The 21,546-nt window shown below is 35.2% G+C and carries 23 protein-coding genes; 16 read left to right on the top strand and 7 right to left on the bottom strand.

All coding sequences use genetic code 11. The features are described from left to right. Window positions 1-229: 229 nt before the first annotated feature. The 3 genes from suhB (at window position 230) to A9G12_RS12375 (ending at window position 2,116) form a co-directional block, all read left to right on the top strand. Entirely contained in the window at window positions 230-1,033 is an 804-nt protein-coding gene (suhB, locus tag A9G12_RS11545) for an inositol-1-monophosphatase (protein ID WP_065565979.1), read from the top strand. A gap of 605 nt (window positions 1,034-1,638) precedes the next feature. Further along, the gene (locus A9G12_RS11540) at window positions 1,639-1,950 is read left to right on the top strand and encodes a hypothetical protein (RefSeq protein ID WP_065565978.1); all 312 of its coding nucleotides are present in this window, start codon (window positions 1,639-1,641) and stop codon (window positions 1,948-1,950) included. A gap of 19 nt (window positions 1,951-1,969) precedes the next feature. Then, a complete protein-coding gene (locus tag A9G12_RS12375) occupies window positions 1,970-2,116 on the top strand; it encodes a hypothetical protein (protein ID WP_176701766.1) in 147 nt (48 codons plus the stop codon). Between the two features lie 91 nt (window positions 2,117-2,207). Here the strand turns inward: A9G12_RS12375 and A9G12_RS11535 are convergent, their stop codons facing one another. Next, complete coding sequence (locus tag A9G12_RS11535; RefSeq protein ID WP_065565977.1) at window positions 2,208-2,606, bottom strand: winged helix-turn-helix transcriptional regulator; 399 nt, start codon at window positions 2,604-2,606, stop codon at window positions 2,208-2,210. Window positions 2,607-2,860: 254 nt separating this feature from the next. Between A9G12_RS11535 and A9G12_RS11530 the strand changes: the two genes are divergently transcribed. Beyond that, window positions 2,861-5,041 (top strand): heavy metal translocating P-type ATPase, encoded by a 2,181-nt coding sequence (locus A9G12_RS11530; RefSeq protein ID WP_065565976.1) that lies wholly within the window; start codon window positions 2,861-2,863, stop codon window positions 5,039-5,041. A 93-nt stretch (window positions 5,042-5,134) separates the two neighbouring features. Here the strand turns inward: A9G12_RS11530 and tilS are convergent, their stop codons facing one another. After that, entirely contained in the window at window positions 5,135-6,442 is a 1,308-nt protein-coding gene (gene tilS, locus A9G12_RS11525; RefSeq protein ID WP_065565975.1) for a tRNA lysidine(34) synthetase TilS, read from the bottom strand. Window positions 6,443-6,453: 11 nt separating this feature from the next. Then, on the bottom strand, window positions 6,454-7,671 hold the full coding sequence (metC, locus tag A9G12_RS11520) for a cystathionine beta-lyase (RefSeq protein ID WP_065565974.1): 1,218 nt from the start codon (window positions 7,669-7,671) through the stop codon (window positions 6,454-6,456). A gap of 98 nt (window positions 7,672-7,769) precedes the next feature. Here metC and A9G12_RS11515 point away from each other — a divergent pair, with 98 nt between their 5' ends. Beyond that, window positions 7,770-8,387, top strand: a complete 618-nt coding sequence (locus A9G12_RS11515) for a 4'-phosphopantetheinyl transferase family protein (RefSeq protein WP_065565973.1) — start codon at window positions 7,770-7,772, stop codon at window positions 8,385-8,387. Window positions 8,388-8,495: 108 nt separating this feature from the next. Here A9G12_RS11515 and A9G12_RS11510 read toward each other — a convergent pair whose 3' ends face one another. Then, window positions 8,496-9,278 (bottom strand): tyrosine-protein phosphatase, encoded by a 783-nt coding sequence (locus A9G12_RS11510; protein ID WP_065565972.1) that lies wholly within the window; start codon window positions 9,276-9,278, stop codon window positions 8,496-8,498. Between the two features lie 93 nt (window positions 9,279-9,371). On the opposite strand from A9G12_RS11510, the gene pepB reads away from it, so the two are divergent. Further along, a complete protein-coding gene (pepB, locus tag A9G12_RS11505) occupies window positions 9,372-10,652 on the top strand; it encodes an aminopeptidase PepB (protein ID WP_218056643.1) in 1,281 nt (426 codons plus the stop codon). Between the two features lie 51 nt (window positions 10,653-10,703). Here pepB and A9G12_RS11500 read toward each other — a convergent pair whose 3' ends face one another. After that, a complete protein-coding gene (locus A9G12_RS11500; RefSeq protein WP_065565971.1) occupies window positions 10,704-11,270 on the bottom strand; it encodes a peptidylprolyl isomerase in 567 nt (188 codons plus the stop codon). A gap of 209 nt (window positions 11,271-11,479) precedes the next feature. Here A9G12_RS11500 and A9G12_RS11495 point away from each other — a divergent pair, with 209 nt between their 5' ends. The 3 genes from A9G12_RS11495 (at window position 11,480) to robA (ending at window position 13,817) form a co-directional block, all read left to right on the top strand. Then, the gene (locus tag A9G12_RS11495; protein WP_176701765.1) at window positions 11,480-12,130 is read left to right on the top strand and encodes a phosphoribosyltransferase family protein; all 651 of its coding nucleotides are present in this window, start codon (window positions 11,480-11,482) and stop codon (window positions 12,128-12,130) included. A gap of 100 nt (window positions 12,131-12,230) precedes the next feature. Then, window positions 12,231-12,815, top strand: a complete 585-nt coding sequence (gene nfuA / locus A9G12_RS11490) for a Fe-S biogenesis protein NfuA (RefSeq protein ID WP_304362721.1) — start codon at window positions 12,231-12,233, stop codon at window positions 12,813-12,815. A gap of 87 nt (window positions 12,816-12,902) precedes the next feature. Continuing rightward, a complete protein-coding gene (robA, locus tag A9G12_RS11485; protein ID WP_065565969.1) occupies window positions 12,903-13,817 on the top strand; it encodes an MDR efflux pump AcrAB transcriptional activator RobA in 915 nt (304 codons plus the stop codon). 18 nt (window positions 13,818-13,835) lie between these two features. Here the strand turns inward: robA and trpR are convergent, their stop codons facing one another. Together trpR and sltY are read right to left on the bottom strand one after the other, a co-directional pair. Next, window positions 13,836-14,126 (bottom strand): trp operon repressor, encoded by a 291-nt coding sequence (gene trpR / locus A9G12_RS11480; RefSeq protein WP_218056642.1) that lies wholly within the window; start codon window positions 14,124-14,126, stop codon window positions 13,836-13,838. 11 nt (window positions 14,127-14,137) lie between these two features. Beyond that, window positions 14,138-16,081 carry a murein transglycosylase gene (gene sltY, locus A9G12_RS11475; RefSeq protein ID WP_065565967.1) on the bottom strand — a complete coding sequence of 648 codons (1,944 nt, stop codon included), beginning with the start codon at window positions 16,079-16,081 and terminating at the stop codon, window positions 14,138-14,140. Between the two features lie 165 nt (window positions 16,082-16,246). Between sltY and iscR the strand changes: the two genes are divergently transcribed. The 7 genes from iscR to fdx are packed head-to-tail and all read left to right on the top strand — an operon-like array spanning window position 16,247 to window position 21,458. Further along, a complete protein-coding gene (gene iscR / locus A9G12_RS11470; protein ID WP_065565966.1) occupies window positions 16,247-16,702 on the top strand; it encodes a Fe-S cluster assembly transcriptional regulator IscR in 456 nt (151 codons plus the stop codon). 37 nt (window positions 16,703-16,739) lie between these two features. Next, the gene (locus A9G12_RS11465; RefSeq protein WP_065565965.1) at window positions 16,740-17,954 is read left to right on the top strand and encodes an IscS subfamily cysteine desulfurase; all 1,215 of its coding nucleotides are present in this window, start codon (window positions 16,740-16,742) and stop codon (window positions 17,952-17,954) included. Window positions 17,955-17,969: 15 nt separating this feature from the next. Next, complete coding sequence (gene iscU / locus A9G12_RS11460) at window positions 17,970-18,356, top strand: Fe-S cluster assembly scaffold IscU (protein WP_065565964.1); 387 nt, start codon at window positions 17,970-17,972, stop codon at window positions 18,354-18,356. After that, on the top strand, window positions 18,356-18,679 hold the full coding sequence (iscA, locus tag A9G12_RS11455) for an iron-sulfur cluster assembly protein IscA (RefSeq protein ID WP_065565963.1): 324 nt from the start codon (window positions 18,356-18,358) through the stop codon (window positions 18,677-18,679). Before iscU ends, iscA begins: the two co-directional genes overlap by 1 nt. A 14-nt stretch (window positions 18,680-18,693) precedes the next feature. Beyond that, window positions 18,694-19,212: a Fe-S protein assembly co-chaperone HscB gene (gene hscB / locus A9G12_RS11450; RefSeq protein ID WP_065565962.1), complete on the top strand. Its 519-nt coding sequence runs from the start codon at window positions 18,694-18,696 to the stop codon at window positions 19,210-19,212. Window positions 19,213-19,248: 36 nt separating this feature from the next. Then, complete coding sequence (gene hscA, locus A9G12_RS11445; protein WP_065565961.1) at window positions 19,249-21,105, top strand: Fe-S protein assembly chaperone HscA; 1,857 nt, start codon at window positions 19,249-19,251, stop codon at window positions 21,103-21,105. 14 nt (window positions 21,106-21,119) lie between these two features. Then, a complete protein-coding gene (gene fdx / locus A9G12_RS11440) occupies window positions 21,120-21,458 on the top strand; it encodes an ISC system 2Fe-2S type ferredoxin (RefSeq protein WP_065565960.1) in 339 nt (112 codons plus the stop codon). The last annotated feature ends 88 nt before the right edge of the window (window positions 21,459-21,546 follow it).

Here is a 21,546-nt window from a genome sequence, read left to right as displayed (position 1 = left end):
CTAGTTGATAATGCGGTTAAATAAAATTGTTAGTAAGTTTATATATTTTCTATACCTATAAATCCTGTAACTGATTTAATAAAATGTTAACAATTTTAAGATGTCTTTAATCAATACAACATAAACTAGCAAAAAGGCTGTAAAAGCTTTATACTAGCGCTAATTTTTTGTATGGCAAGTGCCACATTAAATAAAACCGTTCTTTAACATCATCAATTGGAATAAAATTATGCATCCGATGCTGAATATTGCTATTCGTGCTGCTCGTAAAGCAGGTAATGTAGCCATCAAGGCTTATGAAAATCCTAGTTCGATCGAAATCGACACCAAAGGCGCTAATGATTTTGCCACTAACGTAGATCGTGCTGCTGAAGCTTTGATTATTGAAACAATCAAAAAAGCTTATCCAGATCATACTATTGTTGCGGAAGAAAGTGGTCTTGCCAAAGGCAATGATAGTGATACACAATGGATAATTGATCCAATTGATGGCACCACCAATTTTATTAGAAATATTCCTCATTTTGCCGTTTCTATCGCAGTGCGAGTGAAAGGTAAAACGGAAGTCGCTGTAGTTTATAATCCAATGAGTAATGAATTATTCACTGCAGTGAGGGGGCAAGGCGCTCAACTTAATGGTTACCGTATTCGAGTTAGTAATGCCAAAGACTTAGATGGTAGTGTTTTGGCAACCGCTTTCCCTTTTAGAGCAAAACAATATAGTGAAAGCTATTTTGCAGTATTACAGAAATTATTTGCTAAGTGTGGTGATTTTCGTCGTGCCGGTGCGGGGGCTTTAGATCTGGCTTATGTAGCTGCCGGTCGGCTAGATGGCTTTTTCGAAATTGGTTTAAAACCATGGGATATTGCTGGGGGCGAACTTATTTTACGTGAAGCTGGGGGCGTAATAACTGATTTTGCTGGCGGTAATAACTATATGGTTTCTGGTAATGTTGTAGCTGGCAATCCTAAAGTAGTAAAAGAGATACTAGTTGCCACCCAAAATGAATGGCCTGAAAAATTACGCAATTAATTTATATAGATATATAAATAAAAATGTGAAAACATCCACAAACACAGGGCACCCTTGTAGGGTTCCCCACCGCATAGGCTTATCAAGGGGAAGGGAATCTTTAAACCTTAACGCTCACCAGTGCAATTTTTTGAATATGAATATATACTCACCTAAAAAGGAAAAATGCCTCTACGGGCGTTTAAATGACTTTCCAAGCTCTCCTCTTATTTCATCTAAGTTCGAGATTCTAAAAAGCCTTTTAATGTCTGAATTTCTTTTGCATATTCAAGTATTTAATTAACAGCATCAGAGTTCATCACATGATCTTTTAAAACTGCTTTTTCAATGACCTTACTAGTTTCATCTGGATAAAGGCCCTCAAGAGCTAATATAGTTTTTGATTCCCTATTTGCTTCAATCCATTTTTCTTTTCTTCTGGTGTCATCATGATTTTACCTCCTAAATGCTTCGGTAACTTCTGGCATATCTTCATAACTCAAGGCAAACCAATCCAATCCAATCAATGGGTTATGTTGGAAGTTTTATATATCCTTGCAATTTTATAAAACATAATTAATATAACTATGATACGTGTTTTTTTTAAAATCTAGGATAAATTAAAAATGCTTGGTTGGTCAGTGAGTATAAGAAACGAAACAAAAGATCAAACTATTGCCTATTGGATAACAACGGAAAACCCCCACGAATGGATTAAAAGTCTTATAGAGCAAGGGGAAACCTCTTACGAATCAGGTCAAAACGAATACAGCCAAACACACAGAACCACAGCAAAATCGGTCAGGAAATTTTTCTGGCATGCAAAATATAACATTAGTGATTTAGATATTTATGAATTGGTTAGATTTGATATGAAAGTGATTAATTTAAGTGATGATGGCGACATTATTGTTATTAGTACGTTAGATCAGTCTTAAATTCACAGGAGTTTTACTGTTGAATATCTCACAAACAGGGTTAATTAGTTTTGCTTTAATTGCTTGTATTGGTTTAATTCCTGCCCTTGTGTGGCTTACGATTGGTACCGCTCAAGCAATCAGTAATGCTCCTAAAAAGTTTTATAATATTCTAGTTATTGTATGAATTTTACCTGTTTTTTTATATGTGCCTTTCTTAGTATGATATAAGAGAAGTGAGCATAACATATTAGTAATTTAGCTAAATATAGTTAAAATTAGTCAGTTATTGCATCCATTGAACAATTAACTTTTAACCCTTGTTTTTTTAAGCTGTGACTCCCCCACTTATACATTGCTTCTAATACTGGTTTAATACTTCTGCCAAAATCGGTTAATGAATATTCAACTTTTGGTGGTACCACTGGGAAAACTTTTCGACTAATTAAACCATTGGCTTCAAGTTCACGCAATTGTTGAGTTAGCATTTTAGGTGTGGCACATGGAATTTCCCTATGTAATTGAGAAAATCTTAACGTTGTTGCCGTCATTAGTTTCCATAAAATTAAGGATTTATATTTTCCACCTATCATGTTTATTGTTGTTTCAACCGGGCAATGGGTAATAGTATGATTATTCTGATTTGGCTCAACGGCTATAAACAAATTATTATTCATTTAGATATCTCATAGTATATTTTTGGTAAGTATATATCAAAAAAGTGCATTCTTGTTAATACAATAATTAGTATTAGAATATTTATTCGTTATATTATTAAGATGACGGAAACCGCACGCTCTTTGAGATATTTAATAATATAAGTAGCATCAATTCCAGCTATTAAAATAATAGTGCACTTTGCTAGTAAACGATTTCTTATCATGTAGGATATATTAAACCTTACAACACCAATAATTAAGGGATGCGTTAAATGAAAACAGTTGAATATAATTTTTTTGTTGAAGATATGAGCTGCGCATCATGCGTTAGCCGTGTTGAAAAGGCTCTAAAAAAGATTGATGGTGTAATTGATGTTAGTGTTAATCTTGCTACAGAAAAGGCAACGGTAGCCACTAACGCAAATGTTAAGTTAGAAACCTTAATGGCAGCAGTTGATAAAGCTGGTTATCATGCAGTTAAAATTACTGACCAAGAAACCCACGCTAAAGATACTGATAAACAAGCATCACTTTGGCCAATTGTTACCTCAGTAATCCTTGCTATACCGTTTGTCTTTCCTATGCTATTAGAACCATTTGGTTTGCATTTAATGATGCCAGCTTGGTTACAACTTATCCTTGCCTCAATAGTTCAATTTGGCTTAGGGGCAAAATTTTACCGTAGTGGCTTTAAGTCAGCAATAGCACTATCCGGTAATATGGATTTACTGGTGGCGATTGGTACTAGTGCTGCTTATGGATTATCGGTTTATCAACTGATCAAGGGTGATTATAATCACCTTTATTTTGAGTCATCTGTAGTTATTATCACGTTGATTTTGATCGGTAAGTGGTTAGAGTCAAGGGCTAAACATCAAACTACCCAAGCAATTGAGGCGCTTTCTGCGTTAAGACCGGAAATGGCTTTAATCAGGCGAAATGAACAAGAGATAACCATACCAATTAATCAAGTACAAGTTAATGATATTGTTGTGATTAAACCAGGTGAAAAAATACCTGTTGATGGAGTAATTATTGAAGGTTCATCAAGTAGTGATGAATCAATGCTAACCGGTGAGAGCTTTCCAGTTAACAAAACAGTTAATGATAACGTCACCGGTGGAGCCATTAATGGTGAAGGATTGATTATTGTTAGAACTACTGCCATTTTGGCTAATTCAACTTTATCAAAGATTATTGAAATGGTTGAATCGGCTCAAGCGAAGAAAGCGCCAATCCAAAGAATTGTTGACCGAATTTCGGCTATTTTTGTACCAGTAATTTTGTCGATTGCACTTATTACGTTAGTTAGTTGGGGATTGTTTACCCAAGATTGGCAACAGGCATTATTACATGCCGTGGCGGTGCTAGTGATTGCTTGTCCGTGTGCATTAGGATTAGCAACACCAACCGCGATAATGGTAGGTACTGGAGTTGCAGCTCGCCACGGTATTTTAATTAAAGATGCTGAGGCGTTAGAAACTCTGCACAATATCAATACAGTCGCATTTGATAAAACCGGCACACTAACAGTGGGTAAACCTGAATTAGTCGAAATGGATATTATTGGCAGTGATACGCCAGAACAAATCTTATCTATTGCGGCGTCAATGCAAGCCGGTAGTGAACATCCATTAGCCAAAGCTATTTTGGCTAAAGCTAAACAATATAGTTATGCACAAAATATTACTTCAGTCGCTGGTTCGGGCGTGATGGCAACACTTGATAATAGCGAATACTATTTAGGGAGCTTAAGGTGGATGAAATCACTTAATGCTTATTTTGTAGATATGGATGATAAAATTAATACGTTTGCACAAAAAGGTTATACCATTTCATTGTTAGCTAAGCAGCAATCGGACGGCAATGTAGTAATATTAGCCCTATTCGGTTTTGCTGATGTAATAAAAGATGAAGCCAAAACGGCTATCCAAGCTTTACATCAACTACAGGTAAAAACAGTAATGCTAACGGGTGATAATCAAAATGCTGCTAATTATGTTGGACAGCAGTTGGGGCTTGATGAAGTGATCGCGGAAGTACTACCTCAAGATAAAGCTAATTATATTTATCAATTGCAAAAAAATAATGAGCAAAATAATGCTAATAAAGTTGCCATGGTCGGTGATGGTATTAATGATGCGCCAGCATTAGCAGCAGCTGATATTGGGATCGCAATGGGGACAGGTACGGATGTGGCCATGCATGCCTCAAGTATCACTTTAATGCGCGGTAATTTATTTTTAATTGCTGATGCGATTGATATTTCTCGTAGAACCTATAATAAAATTAAGCAAAATTTATTTTGGGCATTTTTCTATAATCTAATTGGGATCCCACTAGCGGCATTAGGTTTCTTAAATCCAATGATTGCCGGTGCGGCAATGGCATTAAGTAGTGTGAGTGTGGTGACAAATGCGCTATTACTAAAACGTTGGCAAGCCAGGTCTTAAATATCTGGTGGAATATAATTTCTTAAAAAAAGGAGGCGCTAGTACCTCCTTTATCGTTTGATTTTTAGTTAAGCTAATAATTTGGTCTAACAACTATTTCTGAATAAAGCTAATTTCAGTACCTTTACCTTGTTTTGTTACAAATATACCCACAGCGGTAATCAGTTGTTCATTATAATAAATCAAAGGAATACGGGTTCGTTGCCAAGGTGGAATACGATGCTCTTGCCAAAGTTTTTTTATTGAACGAGAACCGTGCCGGTTAACAATCTGAAATTGACCTTGGGCATGGAATCGAACTGTGACTTGTTCATCAATATGAGGTAATCGGCATGCTAAATCAGTATGATAATCAACTTGTAGTTGCCCTAAATTATTTGGCAATACTAGCGGAGATTGCAAATCCCAATTCAGTATTTCATGTTCAATGTCCTGATATATTGGTAGTAAATAAAGTTGGTTTTGATAGCGGCGGATTTGCCGATTATGTAACAAAAATTTGGGATTAGCATCTTCTTTGGCTAAAGCAACCGTTTGCCAAATTAAGGCAATTTGCTGTCGTGTTGGCATGTTAATTTGTTGTGATTTAAACCACATACGCAAAATTGCATTGCGTTTATATTCAGCATAATTGAGTAGTGGTATTATTGATAGTTGCCCTTGTTCACCAATTATTTGACTGAAATCTGCTTGTAGAAGTTCTTCAATAAGATCTTGTTGTTGCTGGCATAGTTCAGCGCTGCGCGCAACCATCTGTGAAAAATGTGGCCAACGATGGTTAAGAATAGGGAGTACATTTAATCTTAAAAAATTACGGTCATAATGGTCATCTTGGTTACTTTCGTCTTCAATCCAAGTTAATTTATATTTGGTAGCATAATGCTCAATTTGTTGGCGGGAGATAGTTAATAAAGGACGAAGATGTTGTTTATTTTCTTGTGGCATAGCCGCAAGGCCGGCAGGACCACTGCCGCGTTTTAAGGCTAAAAAGAAGGTTTCACATTGATCATCTAAATGTTGAGCGGTGCATAATGTTTCATCATGGTTTAGATGTTTAAAGATAGCTTGATAACGAGCATTTCTTGCTTGCTCTTCAATATTACCCGCTTTAGCGTTAAGTTTTACCTTTTCAATAATTAATGGCACCTGCCATTTTTGGCATTGATGATGACAATGCTCAGCCCAATAATCTGCATTTTGACTTAAGCCATGGTGAATATAAATAGCTCTAAGTTGTAAGTTAGGCATGTAATACTGCTTGAGTTGTACCAGCCCATGCAAGAGTACCGATGAATCTACACCACCACTAAAAGCAATTAACAGCGATTGCCTGCCCTTAAGGCTATGCAATATTGTTTGTATAATTGTTTCATCGATAATTTGATCTTGTTGGTTTATCATTATTAGTCCGACTATACTAATGTTTGTAAGGCATTGACTTTATTTTTATGTAATTTTATACGATTGAGACCCGCTTCGAGATCAGCTATTAAATCATCGGGATCTTCAAGACCAATATGTAGTCGAATTAATGTTCCGGTAAAATTCACTCCCGATACCGGTCTAATTTTAGCGAGTTCCTCCGGTTGATTGGCCAGAATTAATGATTCGAATCCTCCCCAAGAATAAGCCATAGAAAAGTAAGTGAGATTATCTAAAAAATCGGACAATTGAACGTCGCTTAGATGTTCTTTGAGCACAAAAGAAAATAGACCACTAGCCCCAGTAAAATCACGTTTAAAAAACTCATGACCTTTACAGCTTTCTAATGCTGGATGATTGACAATGGCAACTTTTGGATGCTCAGCTAACCATTTAGCGACTTTTATGCCACTTTCATGATGTTGCTTCAATCTTATTGCTAGGGTACGTAAACCGCGTGCAGCCATATAAGCTGTGTCAGCATCGCACATTTGCCCCATTAAATAACTACGTTCCCGCAGTGTATCCCAACAGCGTTCATTTGCTACTGCTGTGCCTATCATGGCATCAGAATGACCAACTAAATATTTGGTGCCAGCTTGGATTGATATATCAATATCATGTTCAAGTGCTTTAAATAATACACCCGCGCCCCAGGTATTATCCATCATAATGATGATCTCAGGGTTAACACTGCGAATGGCTTTAACAATAGCAGGGACATCATGAACCTCCATCGTAATTGAACTTGGAGATTCAAGGAAAACTACTTTAGTATTTGGTTTAATCTGCTGGCTAATATAGCGTCCGATTAAGGGCGAAAAGTAATCCGTTTGCACGCCAAAATCTTTTAAAATATGTTGGCAAAATTCTTGAGTAGGCTCATAAGCGGCCTCGGAAACAAGAATATGATCACCTGATTTTACGAATGCTAAAATCGCATTAGCAATAGCAGCAGCGCCACACGGGTAAAGATAGCAACCTGCGCCACCTTCAATTTCAACCATGGCATCTTGTAGTGCAAAATGAGTTAGTGCGCCACGGCGTCCATAAAATAGTGCTCCTTTGGTACGATTTTCAGTTGCTTCTTTTTTTGCTTCAACAGTATCAAAAACCAATGAAGAGGCTCGTTGAATTACTGAATTAACAGCGCCTTGGGTGTAACGTTTTTTACGTCCGGCATTAACTAATTTGGTTGGTAACGACATGATGTGTCCTTAGGCTACTTAGTAATTTTTAATAACAGTTAGCATAGCATGCTGTTAAAATAGAAAAAATAAATTTTATTAATAATGGTTTGTCGATAATGCTAATCATACAACTTGCTGATCTAAATGATGTTAGCGTAGATTTTTCTCTTTTATCTCCGCAAATTCTTGAACAAGCTAATAAATTAAATGCTCACCGCAAAACACAATTTTTAGTTTGTCGATCAATATTGGCAAGGTTACTGCACCGTTATTGTGCTATCTCAATATTACCCGATATTATTATTGGGGATAATAATCGCCCTAGCTTTTTAGACCGAAATTTACCTGATTTTAATATTAGCCATAGTCAAAATATGGTAGCCGTAGCGGTTTCGTTGACAGGAAAAGTTGGACTAGATATTGAAGTTGCACGTGCGCGCCAAAATTATCTTAATGTAGCCAAAAATTTTTTTGCTGAAGATGAATATCAATGGATGATTAAACAAGCTGATTGTTTAAAGGCTTTTTGGCAATTGTGGACCTTAAAAGAGTCAGCACTAAAATTATACGCCAAAGGTGTTTGGCAAATTAAGTCAGTTAGTGTTGATATAGATAACGGCATAATTAGTGCGCCTTTTGCCGAACATTTTTTTTATCAATATAAACAAATTAAACATGTCCACCTTGCGGTTAACAGTAATATTCCAATAAGTAAATGTGAATTGCTGGTATAATTGAAGGTAATTTATTATTTTTTAATTACTCGAATTACTCTAAATTATTAGTTTGTACCTATTCAAATAGGTACGTTGGATCGGCGCATTTTAATATTGTTCAAGTAATTAAATGAGATATATTTGTTGTAGAATTTTTTTGTTCTTTTCATCTAACTGATATTCTTTAGCTAACCAATTATCAATTGTGTCATAATGCTCTTTTATTGCAGTAATAGCAGCTAATAAATAGTCTTTTTTAGCAGCAAAAATTAGTCTACGATTTTCTAGTTTATCAGGATTTAATTTATATTTTTCTTTTTCTTTATATTGGTTTAATAACCATTCCCGATAGTCGGTTAATAGCTGTTCGGTAAGTAAATAATCTTGCATAATATTATCTTCACTCACGCCTAATGCAAATAGGATTAACGCCACGCCAACTCCGGTACGATCTTTACCCACGGCACAATGTTGTACTAAAGGTTTGCCATCAGCATTAAGTAAAATAGAGGTGAGTTTTTGATAAGCGGGATTATTAAATGGTAACTTTTGATACAGTTTTATCATAAAATCGAATGGGGAACGGTTTTTTAGAATTTTATTATCATCTTCCAAGTCACTGGTTAAACTAGCGGTAACCTCATTATACAAAGGGTTGGCAGGAACATTAATATAATTGGCGTTATGCCATAGCCTATCAGGAAAATGTTCAATTTCTTTTTGATCTCGATAATCGATCACATAATGTAGTTTTAATTGATTAGCTAAAAATTCACCTTCGCTAGGTGTAATATGCGCAAAGTTACCAGCTCTGTATAACATGCCCGGTCGAATTTGGCGACCATCTATAGTTTTGATTCCTCCCAAATCTCGGAAATTGACTCCATTTTTTATTGGTACCACTGTCATTGCTTATCCTTAATAATTCTTAACTTCGCTTGCTATATTAACATGTTTCTGATTAAATTTAATTCATTGTTTATCATTATTGAGGTTCTTGCTATGTCGATGTTATCTATTTTGCTTTCTGATAAACCCGCTCCATCACAATGGGGAAAAGATGCATTGCTGAGTTTTTCGGATGGCACAATTACTATTCACTACAAACCAGAACACCGTTTAGGGGCGATTCAGCGAGCTGGGCGCAAATTGGATAACCAAGGCATTAATTCCGTCAAATTAAGTGGTGAGAATTGGGATTTAGAAGCCTGCTGGCATTTTTGGTTAGGTTACCGGAATGCTAAAAAAAGCACGAAAGTAACGTGGCCAACACTTAACAGTAAAGAGAAGCAAGAACTTAACTACCGTTTAGCTATTATTGATTGGTGTCGCGATATTGTTAACCAACAAGCTGAAACATTATCACCTCTAGAGCTTGCAACGCAAAGTGCGAAATTGATTAGCTCCTATAGTGCGGATGTTAGTTATAACATCATTTCAGGCGAGGCATTAAAAGAACATGACTATATGGGAATTTATACGGTCGGTAAAGGTTCGGATAGACCTGCGGCTTTACTTGAACTTGATTTTAATCCAACTAACAATCCAAAAGCCCCGGTTACTACTTGCTTAGTTGGCAAAGGAATTACTTTTGATTCGGGTGGCTACAGTTTAAAACCAAGTAGTTTTATGGAGTCGATGCGTGCTGATATGGGGGGTGCTGCATTAGTCACGGGGGCATTGGCACTTGCGATAGCCAGAGGTGTTAATCATCGAATTAAACTATATTTATGCTGTGCTGATAATTTAGTCAGCGGCAATGCCTTTAAGTTAGGTGACATTATTCATTATCGTAATGGTAAAACTGTCGAAGTTGATAATACGGATGCAGAAGGGCGTTTAGTGTTAGCCGATGGTTTAATTTGTGCCGATAATGACAAACCACATTATATTATTGACTGCGCAACACTAACGGGTGCAGCTAAAATCGCTGTTGGTAATGATTATCAGTCCTTACTATCGTTTGATGATAAATTTGCTAGCCGATTACTTGCTAGTAGCGAAATCGAACATGAAGCTTTTTGGCGTTTACCGTTAGCAGAGTTCCATCGCTCTCAGTTCCCTTCAGCATTTGCCGATATAGCTAACTCAGGATTACCAAATACTGCTGGAGCAAGTACAGCTGCGGCTTTTTTGTCGCATTTTATTAAAAATTATCAACAAAATTGGTTACATATTGATTGCTCAGCAACTTTTCGTAAAAGTTCAACTGCTTTATGGGCAACCGGAGCAACTGGAATCGGTGTTAGGACAATTGCCAATTTAATTGACAAATTGAAATAAAAAACCACTTTTGCAAGTGGTTTTTAGGAAAAATAGATAACAAGAATTTAATTATTTATTGTCGATAACGACAGCTTTCTTGATATAAATAGGCTCAACAGGCACATTTTGGTGTGGGCCTACTCTTTTAGTTGGTACATTAACGATTTTATCAACTACATCCATTCCTTTAATCACTTTACCAAACACAGCATAGCCATAGCTTTCAGGAGATTTGTAATTAAGTGAATTATTATCAACTACGTTAATAAAAAATTGGCTAGTTGCACTGTCCACAACACTCGTTCTCGCCATAGCAATGGTTCCGCGATCATTTTTTAGACCATTGTTAGCTTCATTTTTGATCGGTGGATTATTATCTTTAAATTTTAATTGATCATCAGCACCACCACCTTGAATCATAAAGCCCGGAATGACACGATGGAAAGTTAAATTTTCGTAGAAACCATTGTTTACATAATCAAGAAAATTTTTAGTACTAATTGGGGCATGTTCACTGTCCAATTCTATTTCTATATCACCCATACTGGTTTGTAACAATACTTTAGTATCAGCCATGGCTGTAGTGGAAAGCATAATTAAAAACAAACTTAAAAATAACGTTTTGATTTTTTTCATTTTTTAGTCCTTTAGCCAAATTTATTGGCAGATTATACCGAAAATTAAATTAATTTAAATAACAATATGTAAATTTAAGTAAAATTTTGTATACCAGATCGTAATTTTATTTTGGGGTCATTAAATATTGCTTAGTAACTATATTATAGTTGAATTTATTTAAGATGATTAACGGATGTTAATAATTTATGCGCTGTATGTTATGTAATATGCCATTATACTTACCTAATCATGGTATTTGTAATCAATGTATAAAAAACTTACCTAAGTTGGATAAAGTATGTTATCAGTGTGGTTTACCTCATTCTCTGGCAACTGATATTTGTTATCGTTGTCGTGAAGAAAAGCCTTATTGGGATGAGCTTGTTGCTGTTTCTGATTATATTCATCCATTAAAAAAGTTAATTCATCATTTTAAATTTAATCAGAGAATTGAAGTAAATATGGCTCTAGCCAGACTAATGTTTTTAGCATGGTATCAAAGAAGACAATCTTTGGGTATTGATAAGCCAGATTTGGTAACATGTGTGCCGTTACATCACATTCGCTATTGGTCACGGGGATTCAATCAAGCTCAATTACTAGCTAAACCAATAGCTAAATGGTTAAATCGAGATTTTGCACCTTATCTATTAGCTCGGAAGCATCAAGCTGTTGATCAGAAGAATTTATCGCTAGAACGACGGGCATTGAATGTTGAGAAACTTTTTAGTTGTAAACAAAATTTGCTTAATAAATCAGTTATGCTTATTGATGACATTGTTACATCTGGTAATACTATTAATGCTATTAGTAAGCAATTAAAGAATTGTGGAGCAATCAGGGTACAAATTATTTGTTTATGTCGCACAGTATTGTAAAATCTTAAACAGACCCTATAATAACCAAGAAAGTTAGTCAACTATTATTATAAATGATGAGTGGTATTATTAATACCAATTGTGTCAAAGTGAGGGGCTTATGTCTATTATTACCATTTCTGAATCAGCTCAACAGCATTTTAAAAAATTACTTGCTAATCAACCGGATGGTACACAAATTCGCGTATTTGTCATTAACCCGGGTACACCGAGCGCTGAATGTGGTGTTTCATACTGCCCAGCTGATACTATTGAAGATAATGATATGGAGGAAAAACAATCATCTGGCTTTTCAGTCTATATTGATGAGATTAGTGCACCATTTCTAGAGGAAACAGTAATTGACTATGTTACTGATGAGCTAGGTTCTCAGTTAACATTAAAAGCACCAAATTCAAAAATGAAAAAAGTTGCTGATGATGCACCTTTAATAGAGCGTGTTAATTATGTAATTCAAGCACAAGTAAATCCGCAGTTAGCAAGTCATGGCGGTCATGTTAGTTTGGTTGAATTGACAGAAGATAATTATGTAGTGTTACAATTTGGGGGTGGCTGTAATGGTTGTTCAATGGTAGATTATACCTTGAAAGAAGGAATCGAAAAGCAATTATTAGCTGAGTTCCCTGAGCTTGCAGGTGTTAAAGATGTTACGGAACATCAAGCAGGAAGTCACTCTTATTACTAAAAAATATTTTTTATTTTATTCTTGCTTATTACAGCGATTAAGTCATAATCGCAAGATGTTTTTCAGTTCATTGCATGATGGGGTTTTATGAATCAAGTTAGTATTATTTCAGATCTTATCGTTTGGATTGAGAAAAATCTGGAGCAGCCGTTATCTATCGATAATGTTGCGCAAAAATCAGGTTATTCGAAATGGCATTTGCAACGAATGTTTAAAGAAGTAACTGGTCAAGTATTAGGTACCTATATTCGTCACCGACGTTTAACTTATGCAGCGCTTTCTTTGCGCATGACTAGTAAACCCATTTTAGATATAGCCATGCAATATCGTTTCGATTCCCAACAAACGTTTACACGATCTTTTAAAAAACAGTTTAATGAAACCCCTGCTAGTTATAGGCGGGCTGAGTTTTGGGACCCTACCGGATTAACACCAGCAATTGATTTACATAAAAACCATCTTGCATTACCAGAACCTACTTTTGTTGATATGCCAAAACAGAGGTTTTGGGGAATTACTTATAAAAATAATTGTAATTTAAGTAGATTGTTAGATGAAGAAAATAATTTAAGAGTTCAGTTTTTTCATAATTATTTATCACGATATTCTAATAAAAAAGAACAATTACCCGATAAGATTTATGCTTTTAGCCGAATTTTAAAAAGTAATGATAATGCTAATGAACAAGAATTACTTTATACAATAGCTTTAGATCACAATAATGACCTTGAATACATTGAAGAAATCACCAGCGAAGGCGGGTTATATTTGTGTTTTAAATATATTGGTTCACTAGACAATTTTAAAGATTTTATTTCTCAGGTACACCTAGCTGCAATGCCAGCTTTGAAGGTTCGTTTACGGATAGGTAGTATAATTGAAATTCATTATAACAGGCATGATGAGACTGTCGAATCTGTTAAAGATGTTCAATGTATGGAATGTGATTATTGTGTACCTGTAGTAACAGAAGATGAAATTAATATTCATCATATTCTATAGTCATAAATACAATATATATTAATTATCCAATTTTAATAAAGTCTGTTCTAACCATGTTTTAAATTCAGGAGAAGCTTCTTTTAAACTATTAGAACCCCGGGTTACTGTTGCTATACCTATTCCTAGTTGTTCTTTAAGTTGGCGCTGATTAATTGACCCGTCAAGTAATGAGTGAATAATTTTTACACGAGTGATTAAAGCGTCTCTTTCGTCAGCTGTCATGAGCAGTTTTAACATATCAATTGCATAACCATCATTAAATGCCTGGTGTAAAATTGCTATTGTTTGTTGCCATTGTTCAGTTTTCATTGTAAATACCATTAATATTGTCGTTTAAATTCATTTGTAGTAAGAATATTAGTGTTTGATTGCCCTAAAATTATTTGATAAATATAAGCGTAGACCAGTACATTTTTGACATAATTACGTGTTTCTGTAAAAGGAATGCTATCAATAAAAGCGATAACGTCAAGCTGACCATTACTATTATTAAGCCAACGTTTTACTCGATTTGGTCCAGCATTATATGCAGCAGAAGCTAGAATACGATTATCATCATTTTGTAGGTATAAGTTATTTAGAAAATAGGTACCTAATTGTATGTTTACTTGAGGGTCAAACAATTGTGTCGGTGAATAATAAGTCACAGAGCTTACTTTTTTAGCTATTTCCTTTGCTGTAGCAGGCATCAATTGCATTAAACCACTAGCACCAACAGGTGATTGTACCGTAGTGTCAAATGCACTTTCTTGCCGAGAAATGGCTAACGCATAAGATAAAGGAATTGCTTTATCGTTTAATGCTTGTGTATAGAAATCATTATACATAATTGGTAAACGTTCAGTCCAATTATTCCATAACTTGCCGACAATTGTTGCTTGAATGCTAAGATCTCCCCAACCTTTTTGGTAAGCATACTTGGCCAAGTTTAAGTATTCATTGCTAGACGTATGATTATTTAACATATATCGCCATTCACGATTTGATTCAGTTAACATGTTCCAATATCGTAATTCAGCAATTCTTTGTATAACTGGTTTGTTGTCATATTTGTCTTTTAAGCTGGCGAATTCTGTTTTTGAAATATTAGTTGATTGGTTATTAACAGCATAGGTTTTGTTCAGTTGCTGAGCACTGACCATACCATAAAAACCACGGTTATTTGTTAGTGTTTGTAAAATAGCATTAGCTTCATTTTTTTTATTATTTTTGATTAACACTTGTGCATGCCAATATTGCCAATCTTCTTTTGTCTTTGCTTCAGGAAGTAGTTGTGTCAACCAATAACTGATATCCGTATAATTGTTTTCGCTAATTGCCAAACGAATGCGTTTTTCAACTAATGCTGTATCATGACTTTTAGCAATATATTCATCGCGCCATTTAATTTGATCATTAGTTGCAGCATCATTAAAGTAACTATTGGCCAAACTTTTTTGTAATAAACTTTGTTCAGTTTCATTTAATGCTTGCTGTTTAATTAATTGTGGCAATAAGGAGGCAGCTAGATTCATATCAGCTTTAACTAAACGAGGAAACGATGCTAAAACAACTTGTTTGGTAAATGGGCTAGGGGTTATATTCTTCGAAAAATCAGCTAATTTTCGAGGATTATCTAATAGAGCTAACAAATTAGCTTTGGTGGTTTTGTAGTCCGATTCCAACAAATTAGTTAAATGACGAGCTAGCCTTAAATTATTTGTTTCAATAGCGAGTTCAGTACGCCGTAATATCAAACTAGCTGTCCGTTTACCTGCTTTCGCCCATGCATCTAATAATGGATCACATGCTGAAGGCAGTTCTTTACCCATTCTCCATAATTCGTCGATAGCATTAAAAGCAGATTCATTATTACCTTGCTGTAATGATGCATAGTGATATCGACAAGTTGATACTATGGAGTTGTCCTTAGGAAAAGTAATAATTGAATCCCAATCTTGGCGATTGGTTAATTCTGTTAAGTAAGCTTGAATAAGCGATGGTGTTAGAGGGAACTCATTATATTCTTTAACAAAATTGCTTACCTGTTGAGGTGGAATTGTTGTCAGGTTTTTTTGAAAAAACTGAACGGCTACATAAGGATACAATGAGTAACTCTGTAAGGAATTAAATAATGTTTGTTGTTCGTCAAAATTCATTGATTGATATGAGTTAAGCCATTTTTGATAATTTACCCGTAGATCTTGTTGTGAATTACTTGCTAAAATACTATTTGAAACAAATAATAGTCCTATTATCAAGCAATAACGTAATACTAACTTCATCCTTAAACTCCTGTATCAAATTAGTTCATTAGATTAGCATATTATGCTATTACTCGTCGATGAAGAACTAAAGTATAATTCCTACTAAAATACTCAACTAAATACTTGACTAAACTAAGAGGATATATACAATATTAAGCAATTAATAATTGAGGGATATGATTAATGAAGTTAACATCAAAAGGGCGATACGCAGTAACTGCAATGCTAGATGTTGCATTGCATTCTAACTCAGGTCCAGTATCACTTGCTGATATTTCAGTACGTCAGGAAATCTCTCTCTCTTATCTTGAACAATTGTTTGCGCGATTACGGAAAAATGGCTTAGTAATGAGTGTAAGGGGACCAGGTGGTGGTTATGTACTCAGTCGAAGTATGGATAAAATTGCCATTAGTTCTATTGTTAAAGCAGTAAATGAAAATGTACATGCAACAAAATGTAATGGTGAAACGGGTTGCCAAGGCGGTGTTAAATGTTTAACCCATTCTCTATGGAATGATCTAAGCGACCGTATAGATGATTTTTTAACCAGCATTACTTTAAGTGAATTAGTTAATAATAAAGAAGTTAAAGCGGTTGCTGATAGACAAACCAATATACAGCGCGTTAGAGTTAATTAATAAAAGAAGAATATAAAGTTTTAATTTGGAGCAATTAATGAAACTACCTATTTATATGGATTATGCAGCGACTACACCTGTTGATCCCAGAGTTGCCGAAAAAATGATGCATTATCTAACTCCAGATGGAATTTTTGGTAATCCAGCCTCTCGTTCACATAAATTTGGCTGGCAAGCAGAAGAAGCTGTTGATATTGCACGTAACCAGATTGCTGATCTTATTGGCGCGGATTCGCGAGAAATTGTGTTTACTTCAGGTGCAACTGAAGCTGATAATCTTGCCATCAAAGGATCTGCTCATTTTAACCAAGCAAAGGGTAAGCATATTATTACCTGTAAAACAGAACATAAAGCTGTATTAGATACTTGCCGTCAACTAGAGCGTGAAGGATATGAAGTAACTTATTTAGCACCAGAATCAAACGGTATAATCGATCTCGATAAATTAGCAGCTGTAATGCGCCCAGATACAACAGTGGTATCAATTATGCATGTTAATAATGAAACCGGAGTGGTACAAGATATCGAAAAAATAGGTGAAATGTGTCGGGAAAGAAAGATCGTTTTCCATGTTGATGCAACCCAAAGTGTCGGTAAATTACCGATTGATCTTACCAAATTAAAAGTTGATTTAATGTCATTTTCAGGTCATAAAATCTATGGCCCCAAAGGTATTGGTGGTCTTTATGTAAGGCGTAAACCTCGAGTACGTATTGAAGCTCAAATGCATGGTGGTGGTCATGAAAGAGGTATGCGTTCTGGTACTTTACCTGTTCATCAAATTGTAGGTATGGGTGAAGCTTATCGCATTGCTAAAGAAGAAATGGCAACAGAAATGCCACGGTTATTGGCTTTGAAAAAACGCTTATGGAATGGTTTAAAAGATATCGAAGAAGTTTATCTTAATGGTTCTTTGGAGCATAGTGCGCCAAATATTATTAATATTAGCTTTGCTTATATTGAAGGTGAATCTTTGATGATGGCGTTAAAAGATTTGGCTGTGTCATCAGGATCGGCTTGTACATCCGCTAGTTTAGAACCTTCTTATGTTTTACGGGCATTAGGGCTTAATGATGAATTGGCTCATAGTTCAATTCGTTTTTCCTTTGGTCGTTTTAGTACTGAAGAAGAAGTTGATTATGTTATTAAACTGATTAAAAATTCTATAGATAAATTAAGAGATTTATCCCCGATTTGGGAAATGTTTAAACAAGGCGTTGATCTAACCAAAATCAAATGGTCTGCACATTAAAATTAGGAGCAAATTATGGCGTATAGTGAAAAAGTTGTCGATCATTATGAAAATCCTCGTAATGTAGGTTCTTTTGATCAAAATGATCCTAATGTGGGTAGTGGTATGGTGGGTGCGCCAGCGTGTGGTGATGTTATGCGCTTACAAATCAAAGTGAATGATGATGGTATTATTGAAGATGCCAAGTTTAAGACTTATGGATGTGGTAGTGCAATTGCATCGAGTTCGCTGGTAACTGAATGGATAAAAGGTAAATCGCTAGATGAAGCCGAAGCTATAAAAAATACTGATATTGCCAAAGAACTTGCTTTACCACCAGTCAAAATTCACTGTTCACTTTTGGCTGAAGATGCAATTAAAGCCGCAATTGAAGATTATAAAACCAAAAAAGGACAACGTTGATGGCAATTACCTTAACCAGTAGTGCAGCTAATCGTGTTCAATCCTTTTTAGCCAATCGAGGTAAAGGAGTTGGTCTTCGATTAGGTGTTAAGACATCTGGTTGTTCTGGTATGGCTTATGTTTTAGAGTTTGCCGATACCATTAATGATGATGATAGTGTATTTGAAGATAAAAACGTCAAAGTGATCGTTGATAAAAAAAGTTTAGTATACATTGATGGAACTGAGCTTGATTTTATTAAGGAAGGGTTAAACGAAGGTTTTAAATTTAATAATCCCAATGCACAAAATGAATGTGGTTGTGGCGAAAGCTTTAATGTTTAGTTGGGGCCATTATCATGACTAATTACTTTGAGCTATTTGAATTGCCTATCCAGTTACCTGTTGATGTTACACTACTGACCAATTATTATCAGCAATTACAAAGACAGTACCACCCAGATAATTTTGCTGCCGTAAACGATGATGAAAAAGTCTTAATCATTCAGAAATCGGCAATGATTAATGATGCATATAAAATATTAAAAAATCCCATTACAGCGGCAGAATATTTTTTATCTCTACGAGGTTTTAATGTTTCCACAGAACAGAATATTATTCATGATGCTGATTTTTTAATGGAGCAATTTTCTTTACGTGAAAAGCTAGATGATATAGAAAATCGAAATGATTTTGATTTATTAGACGATTTTCATACTAAAATTGTTGAACGTAGAAAAAATGTTTATGATCAATTATTGCAAAATATAAAAGAGCAAGATTGGAATGTAGCACTTAATCACATCTATAAAATTCGTTATCTCAACAGAGTGATTGAACAAATTGAAAAAATACAAGAAAAGCAGTTTGCGTTATAATCTGAGATAAATAAATGTCAATTAGAGATATATTACATGGTACTTTTGCAGATCAGTGAACCAGGACTAACTCCAGCTCCTCATCAACGTCGTTTAGCAATAGGCATTGATCTTGGAACAACTAATTCATTAGTTGCCACTGTACGCAGTGGACAAAGCGAAGTATTAGCTGACTTAGAAGGGGAACCATTGTTACCTTCAGTTGTGCATTATGGATACGATCATGATGATAATCTTATTGTGACAGTTGGAAAAAATGCCAAAATTAATTCAGCTAAAGATCCACAAAATACTGTTAGTTCAATTAAACGACTCATGGGTAGAAGTTTATCTGATCTTGATCTATCCCAGTTTCCTTATTCATTTTCACAAAGTGAAAATGGTGTACCTGTGCTTAATTTACCTAATGGTCAAGTTAATCCGGTACAAGTTTCCTCAGAAATTTTACTGTCACTAGTTAACCGAGCTAAAGAGGCGTTAACCGGTGAAATTGATGGTGCAGTGATTACTGTTCCTGCTTATTTTGATGATGCTCAAAGGCAAGCAACTAAGGATGCCGCTAAATTGGCTGGACTACATGTGTTACGTCTTTTAAATGAACCAACGGCAGCCGCTATTGCTTATGGTTTAGATTCTGGCAAAGAAGGGGTAATTGCAGTTTATGATCTGGGTGGAGGTACATTTGATATTTCTATTCTGCGTTTGCGTAAAGGTGTATTTGAAGTTTTAGCAACGAGTGGTGATTCTGCACTTGGTGGTGATGACTTTGATCGGTTGCTTGTAGATTACATAAAATCAGAATTAGGTATTGATGATACCGATCCTATTCTTAAACAGACAATCATTAACCAAGCAGTTAGTGCAAAAATTGCCTTAAGTCATCAAGAATCAGTTGTATTTACTCTTGATGATCAATCATTGGTAATCACTCGAAAACAATTCGAAAAGCTAATTGAGTCATTGGTGAAAAAAACTTTAGCTGTGTGTAGACGAGCTCTAAAAGATGCCGATATTAATATTCATGAAGTAGAGGGAGTTGTTATGGTTGGTGGCTCTACCCGAGTACCGTTAGTTCGCCAGCTAGTAGGAAATTATTTCAAAACTGAGCCTCTTACTTCTATCGATCCAGATAAAGTGGTTGCAATTGGTGCCGCCATACAAGCAGATATTTTGGTCGGTAATAAACCTGATTCTGATATGTTATTACTTGATGTAATTCCATTATCTTTAGGGATTGAAACTATGGGGGAATTGGTTGAAAAAATTATTCCTCGTAATAGTACTATTCCATGTGCTAGAGCTCAAGAGTTTACAACATTTAAAGATGGTCAAACTGCTATGTTAATCCATGTTTTACAAGGTGAACGAGAAAGTGTTGCGGATTGCCGATCATTGGCTAAATTTACTTTGCACAGAATACCCCCTATGCCTGCTGGTGCAGCTCATATTAGAGTTACATTTCAAGTTGATGCTGATGGTTTATTGAGTGTTACTGCTATGGAAAAATCGACAGGTGTTGAAGCGGCAATTCAAGTTAAACCATCTTATGGGCTGACTGATACTGAAATTGCTAGTATGATTCAAGATTCAATAAATTATGCTGAACAAGATAAACAATCTAGAATGCTAGCCGAACAAAAAGTTGAAGCAGCTAGAGTCCTAGAAAGTTTGCAAAGTGCCTTAGATAAAGATGTTGATTTATTAAATGAACAACAACTGAATCAGATTTTAGTTGCTAAGCATCAGTTAGAGGCTGCGAGTCAAGCGAACAATAGTTACGAAATTGAAAGACAAATTAAAATTGTTGATAACGTCACTCAGGAATTTGCTGCCAAACGAATGGATCGATCTATCCGTCATGCGTTAGCTGGTCATAAGGTTGATGATATCTAATTAACGAGATTATTATGCCAAAAATTACTTTTTTACCTAATGCTGATCTTTGCCCTGAAGGGATAGTTGTTGAGGCCGAAGAAGGGGAATCTATTTTAGAGGTTGCGTTACGCAATGATATTGAAATTGAACATGCATGCGAAATGTCCTGTGCTTGTTCAACCTGCCATTGTATTGTTCGAAAAGGTTTTGATTCTTTAGAAGAAAGCGATGAACAAGAAGATGATATGCTCGATAAAGCATGGGGCGTTGAACCTCAAAGTCGCTTAAGTTGCCAAGCTCGTGTTACAGATGAAGATCTTGAAGTTGAAATTCCAAGATATAGTTTAAATCACGCCAAAGAAGATCATTAATTGGAGTAAATTATCAAACTGAATAAATTAATGATTCTATTATCTCAATTTAATTAATACTTTTCAAAACAATTGGTTTATTGTGATT

Source organism: Gilliamella sp. wkB112 (genome assembly GCF_001690685.1).
GTDB lineage: Bacteria > Pseudomonadota > Gammaproteobacteria > Enterobacterales > Orbaceae > Gilliamella > Gilliamella apicola_J.
Note: the sequence above shows the minus strand (reverse complement) of the source record. Positions and strands in the feature narration are given on the sequence as shown.

Coding starts and splice junctions, on each gene's coding strand:
- hscB (WP_065565962.1), top strand. CDS start 18,694: ATGACTAATTACTTTGAGCTATTTGAATTGCCTATCCAGTTACCTGTT.
- suhB (WP_065565979.1), top strand. CDS start 230: ATGCATCCGATGCTGAATATTGCTATTCGTGCTGCTCGTAAAGCAGGT.
- fdx (WP_065565960.1), top strand. CDS start 21,120: ATGCCAAAAATTACTTTTTTACCTAATGCTGATCTTTGCCCTGAAGGG.
- A9G12_RS11540 (WP_065565978.1), top strand. CDS start 1,639: ATGCTTGGTTGGTCAGTGAGTATAAGAAACGAAACAAAAGATCAAACT.
- nfuA (WP_304362721.1), top strand. CDS start 12,231: ATGTCTATTATTACCATTTCTGAATCAGCTCAACAGCATTTTAAAAAA.
- tilS (WP_065565975.1), bottom strand. CDS start 6,442: ATGATAAACCAACAAGATCAAATTATCGATGAAACAATTATACAAACA.
- A9G12_RS11515 (WP_065565973.1), top strand. CDS start 7,770: ATGCTAATCATACAACTTGCTGATCTAAATGATGTTAGCGTAGATTTT.
- iscU (WP_065565964.1), top strand. CDS start 17,970: ATGGCGTATAGTGAAAAAGTTGTCGATCATTATGAAAATCCTCGTAAT.
- A9G12_RS11500 (WP_065565971.1), bottom strand. CDS start 11,270: ATGAAAAAAATCAAAACGTTATTTTTAAGTTTGTTTTTAATTATGCTT.
- iscA (WP_065565963.1), top strand. CDS start 18,356: ATGGCAATTACCTTAACCAGTAGTGCAGCTAATCGTGTTCAATCCTTT.
- A9G12_RS11465 (WP_065565965.1), top strand. CDS start 16,740: ATGAAACTACCTATTTATATGGATTATGCAGCGACTACACCTGTTGAT.
- metC (WP_065565974.1), bottom strand. CDS start 7,671: ATGTCGTTACCAACCAAATTAGTTAATGCCGGACGTAAAAAACGTTAC.
- pepB (WP_218056643.1), top strand. CDS start 9,372: ATGTCGATGTTATCTATTTTGCTTTCTGATAAACCCGCTCCATCACAA.
- iscR (WP_065565966.1), top strand. CDS start 16,247: ATGAAGTTAACATCAAAAGGGCGATACGCAGTAACTGCAATGCTAGAT.
- A9G12_RS11535 (WP_065565977.1), bottom strand. CDS start 2,606: ATGAATAATAATTTGTTTATAGCCGTTGAGCCAAATCAGAATAATCAT.
- hscA (WP_065565961.1), top strand. CDS start 19,249: ATGGTACTTTTGCAGATCAGTGAACCAGGACTAACTCCAGCTCCTCAT.
- A9G12_RS11510 (WP_065565972.1), bottom strand. CDS start 9,278: ATGACAGTGGTACCAATAAAAAATGGAGTCAATTTCCGAGATTTGGGA.
- sltY (WP_065565967.1), bottom strand. CDS start 16,081: ATGAAGTTAGTATTACGTTATTGCTTGATAATAGGACTATTATTTGTT.
- A9G12_RS11530 (WP_065565976.1), top strand. CDS start 2,861: ATGAAAACAGTTGAATATAATTTTTTTGTTGAAGATATGAGCTGCGCA.
- trpR (WP_218056642.1), bottom strand. CDS start 14,126: ATGAAAACTGAACAATGGCAACAAACAATAGCAATTTTACACCAGGCA.
- A9G12_RS11495 (WP_176701765.1), top strand. CDS start 11,480: ATGCCATTATACTTACCTAATCATGGTATTTGTAATCAATGTATAAAA.
- robA (WP_065565969.1), top strand. CDS start 12,903: ATGAATCAAGTTAGTATTATTTCAGATCTTATCGTTTGGATTGAGAAA.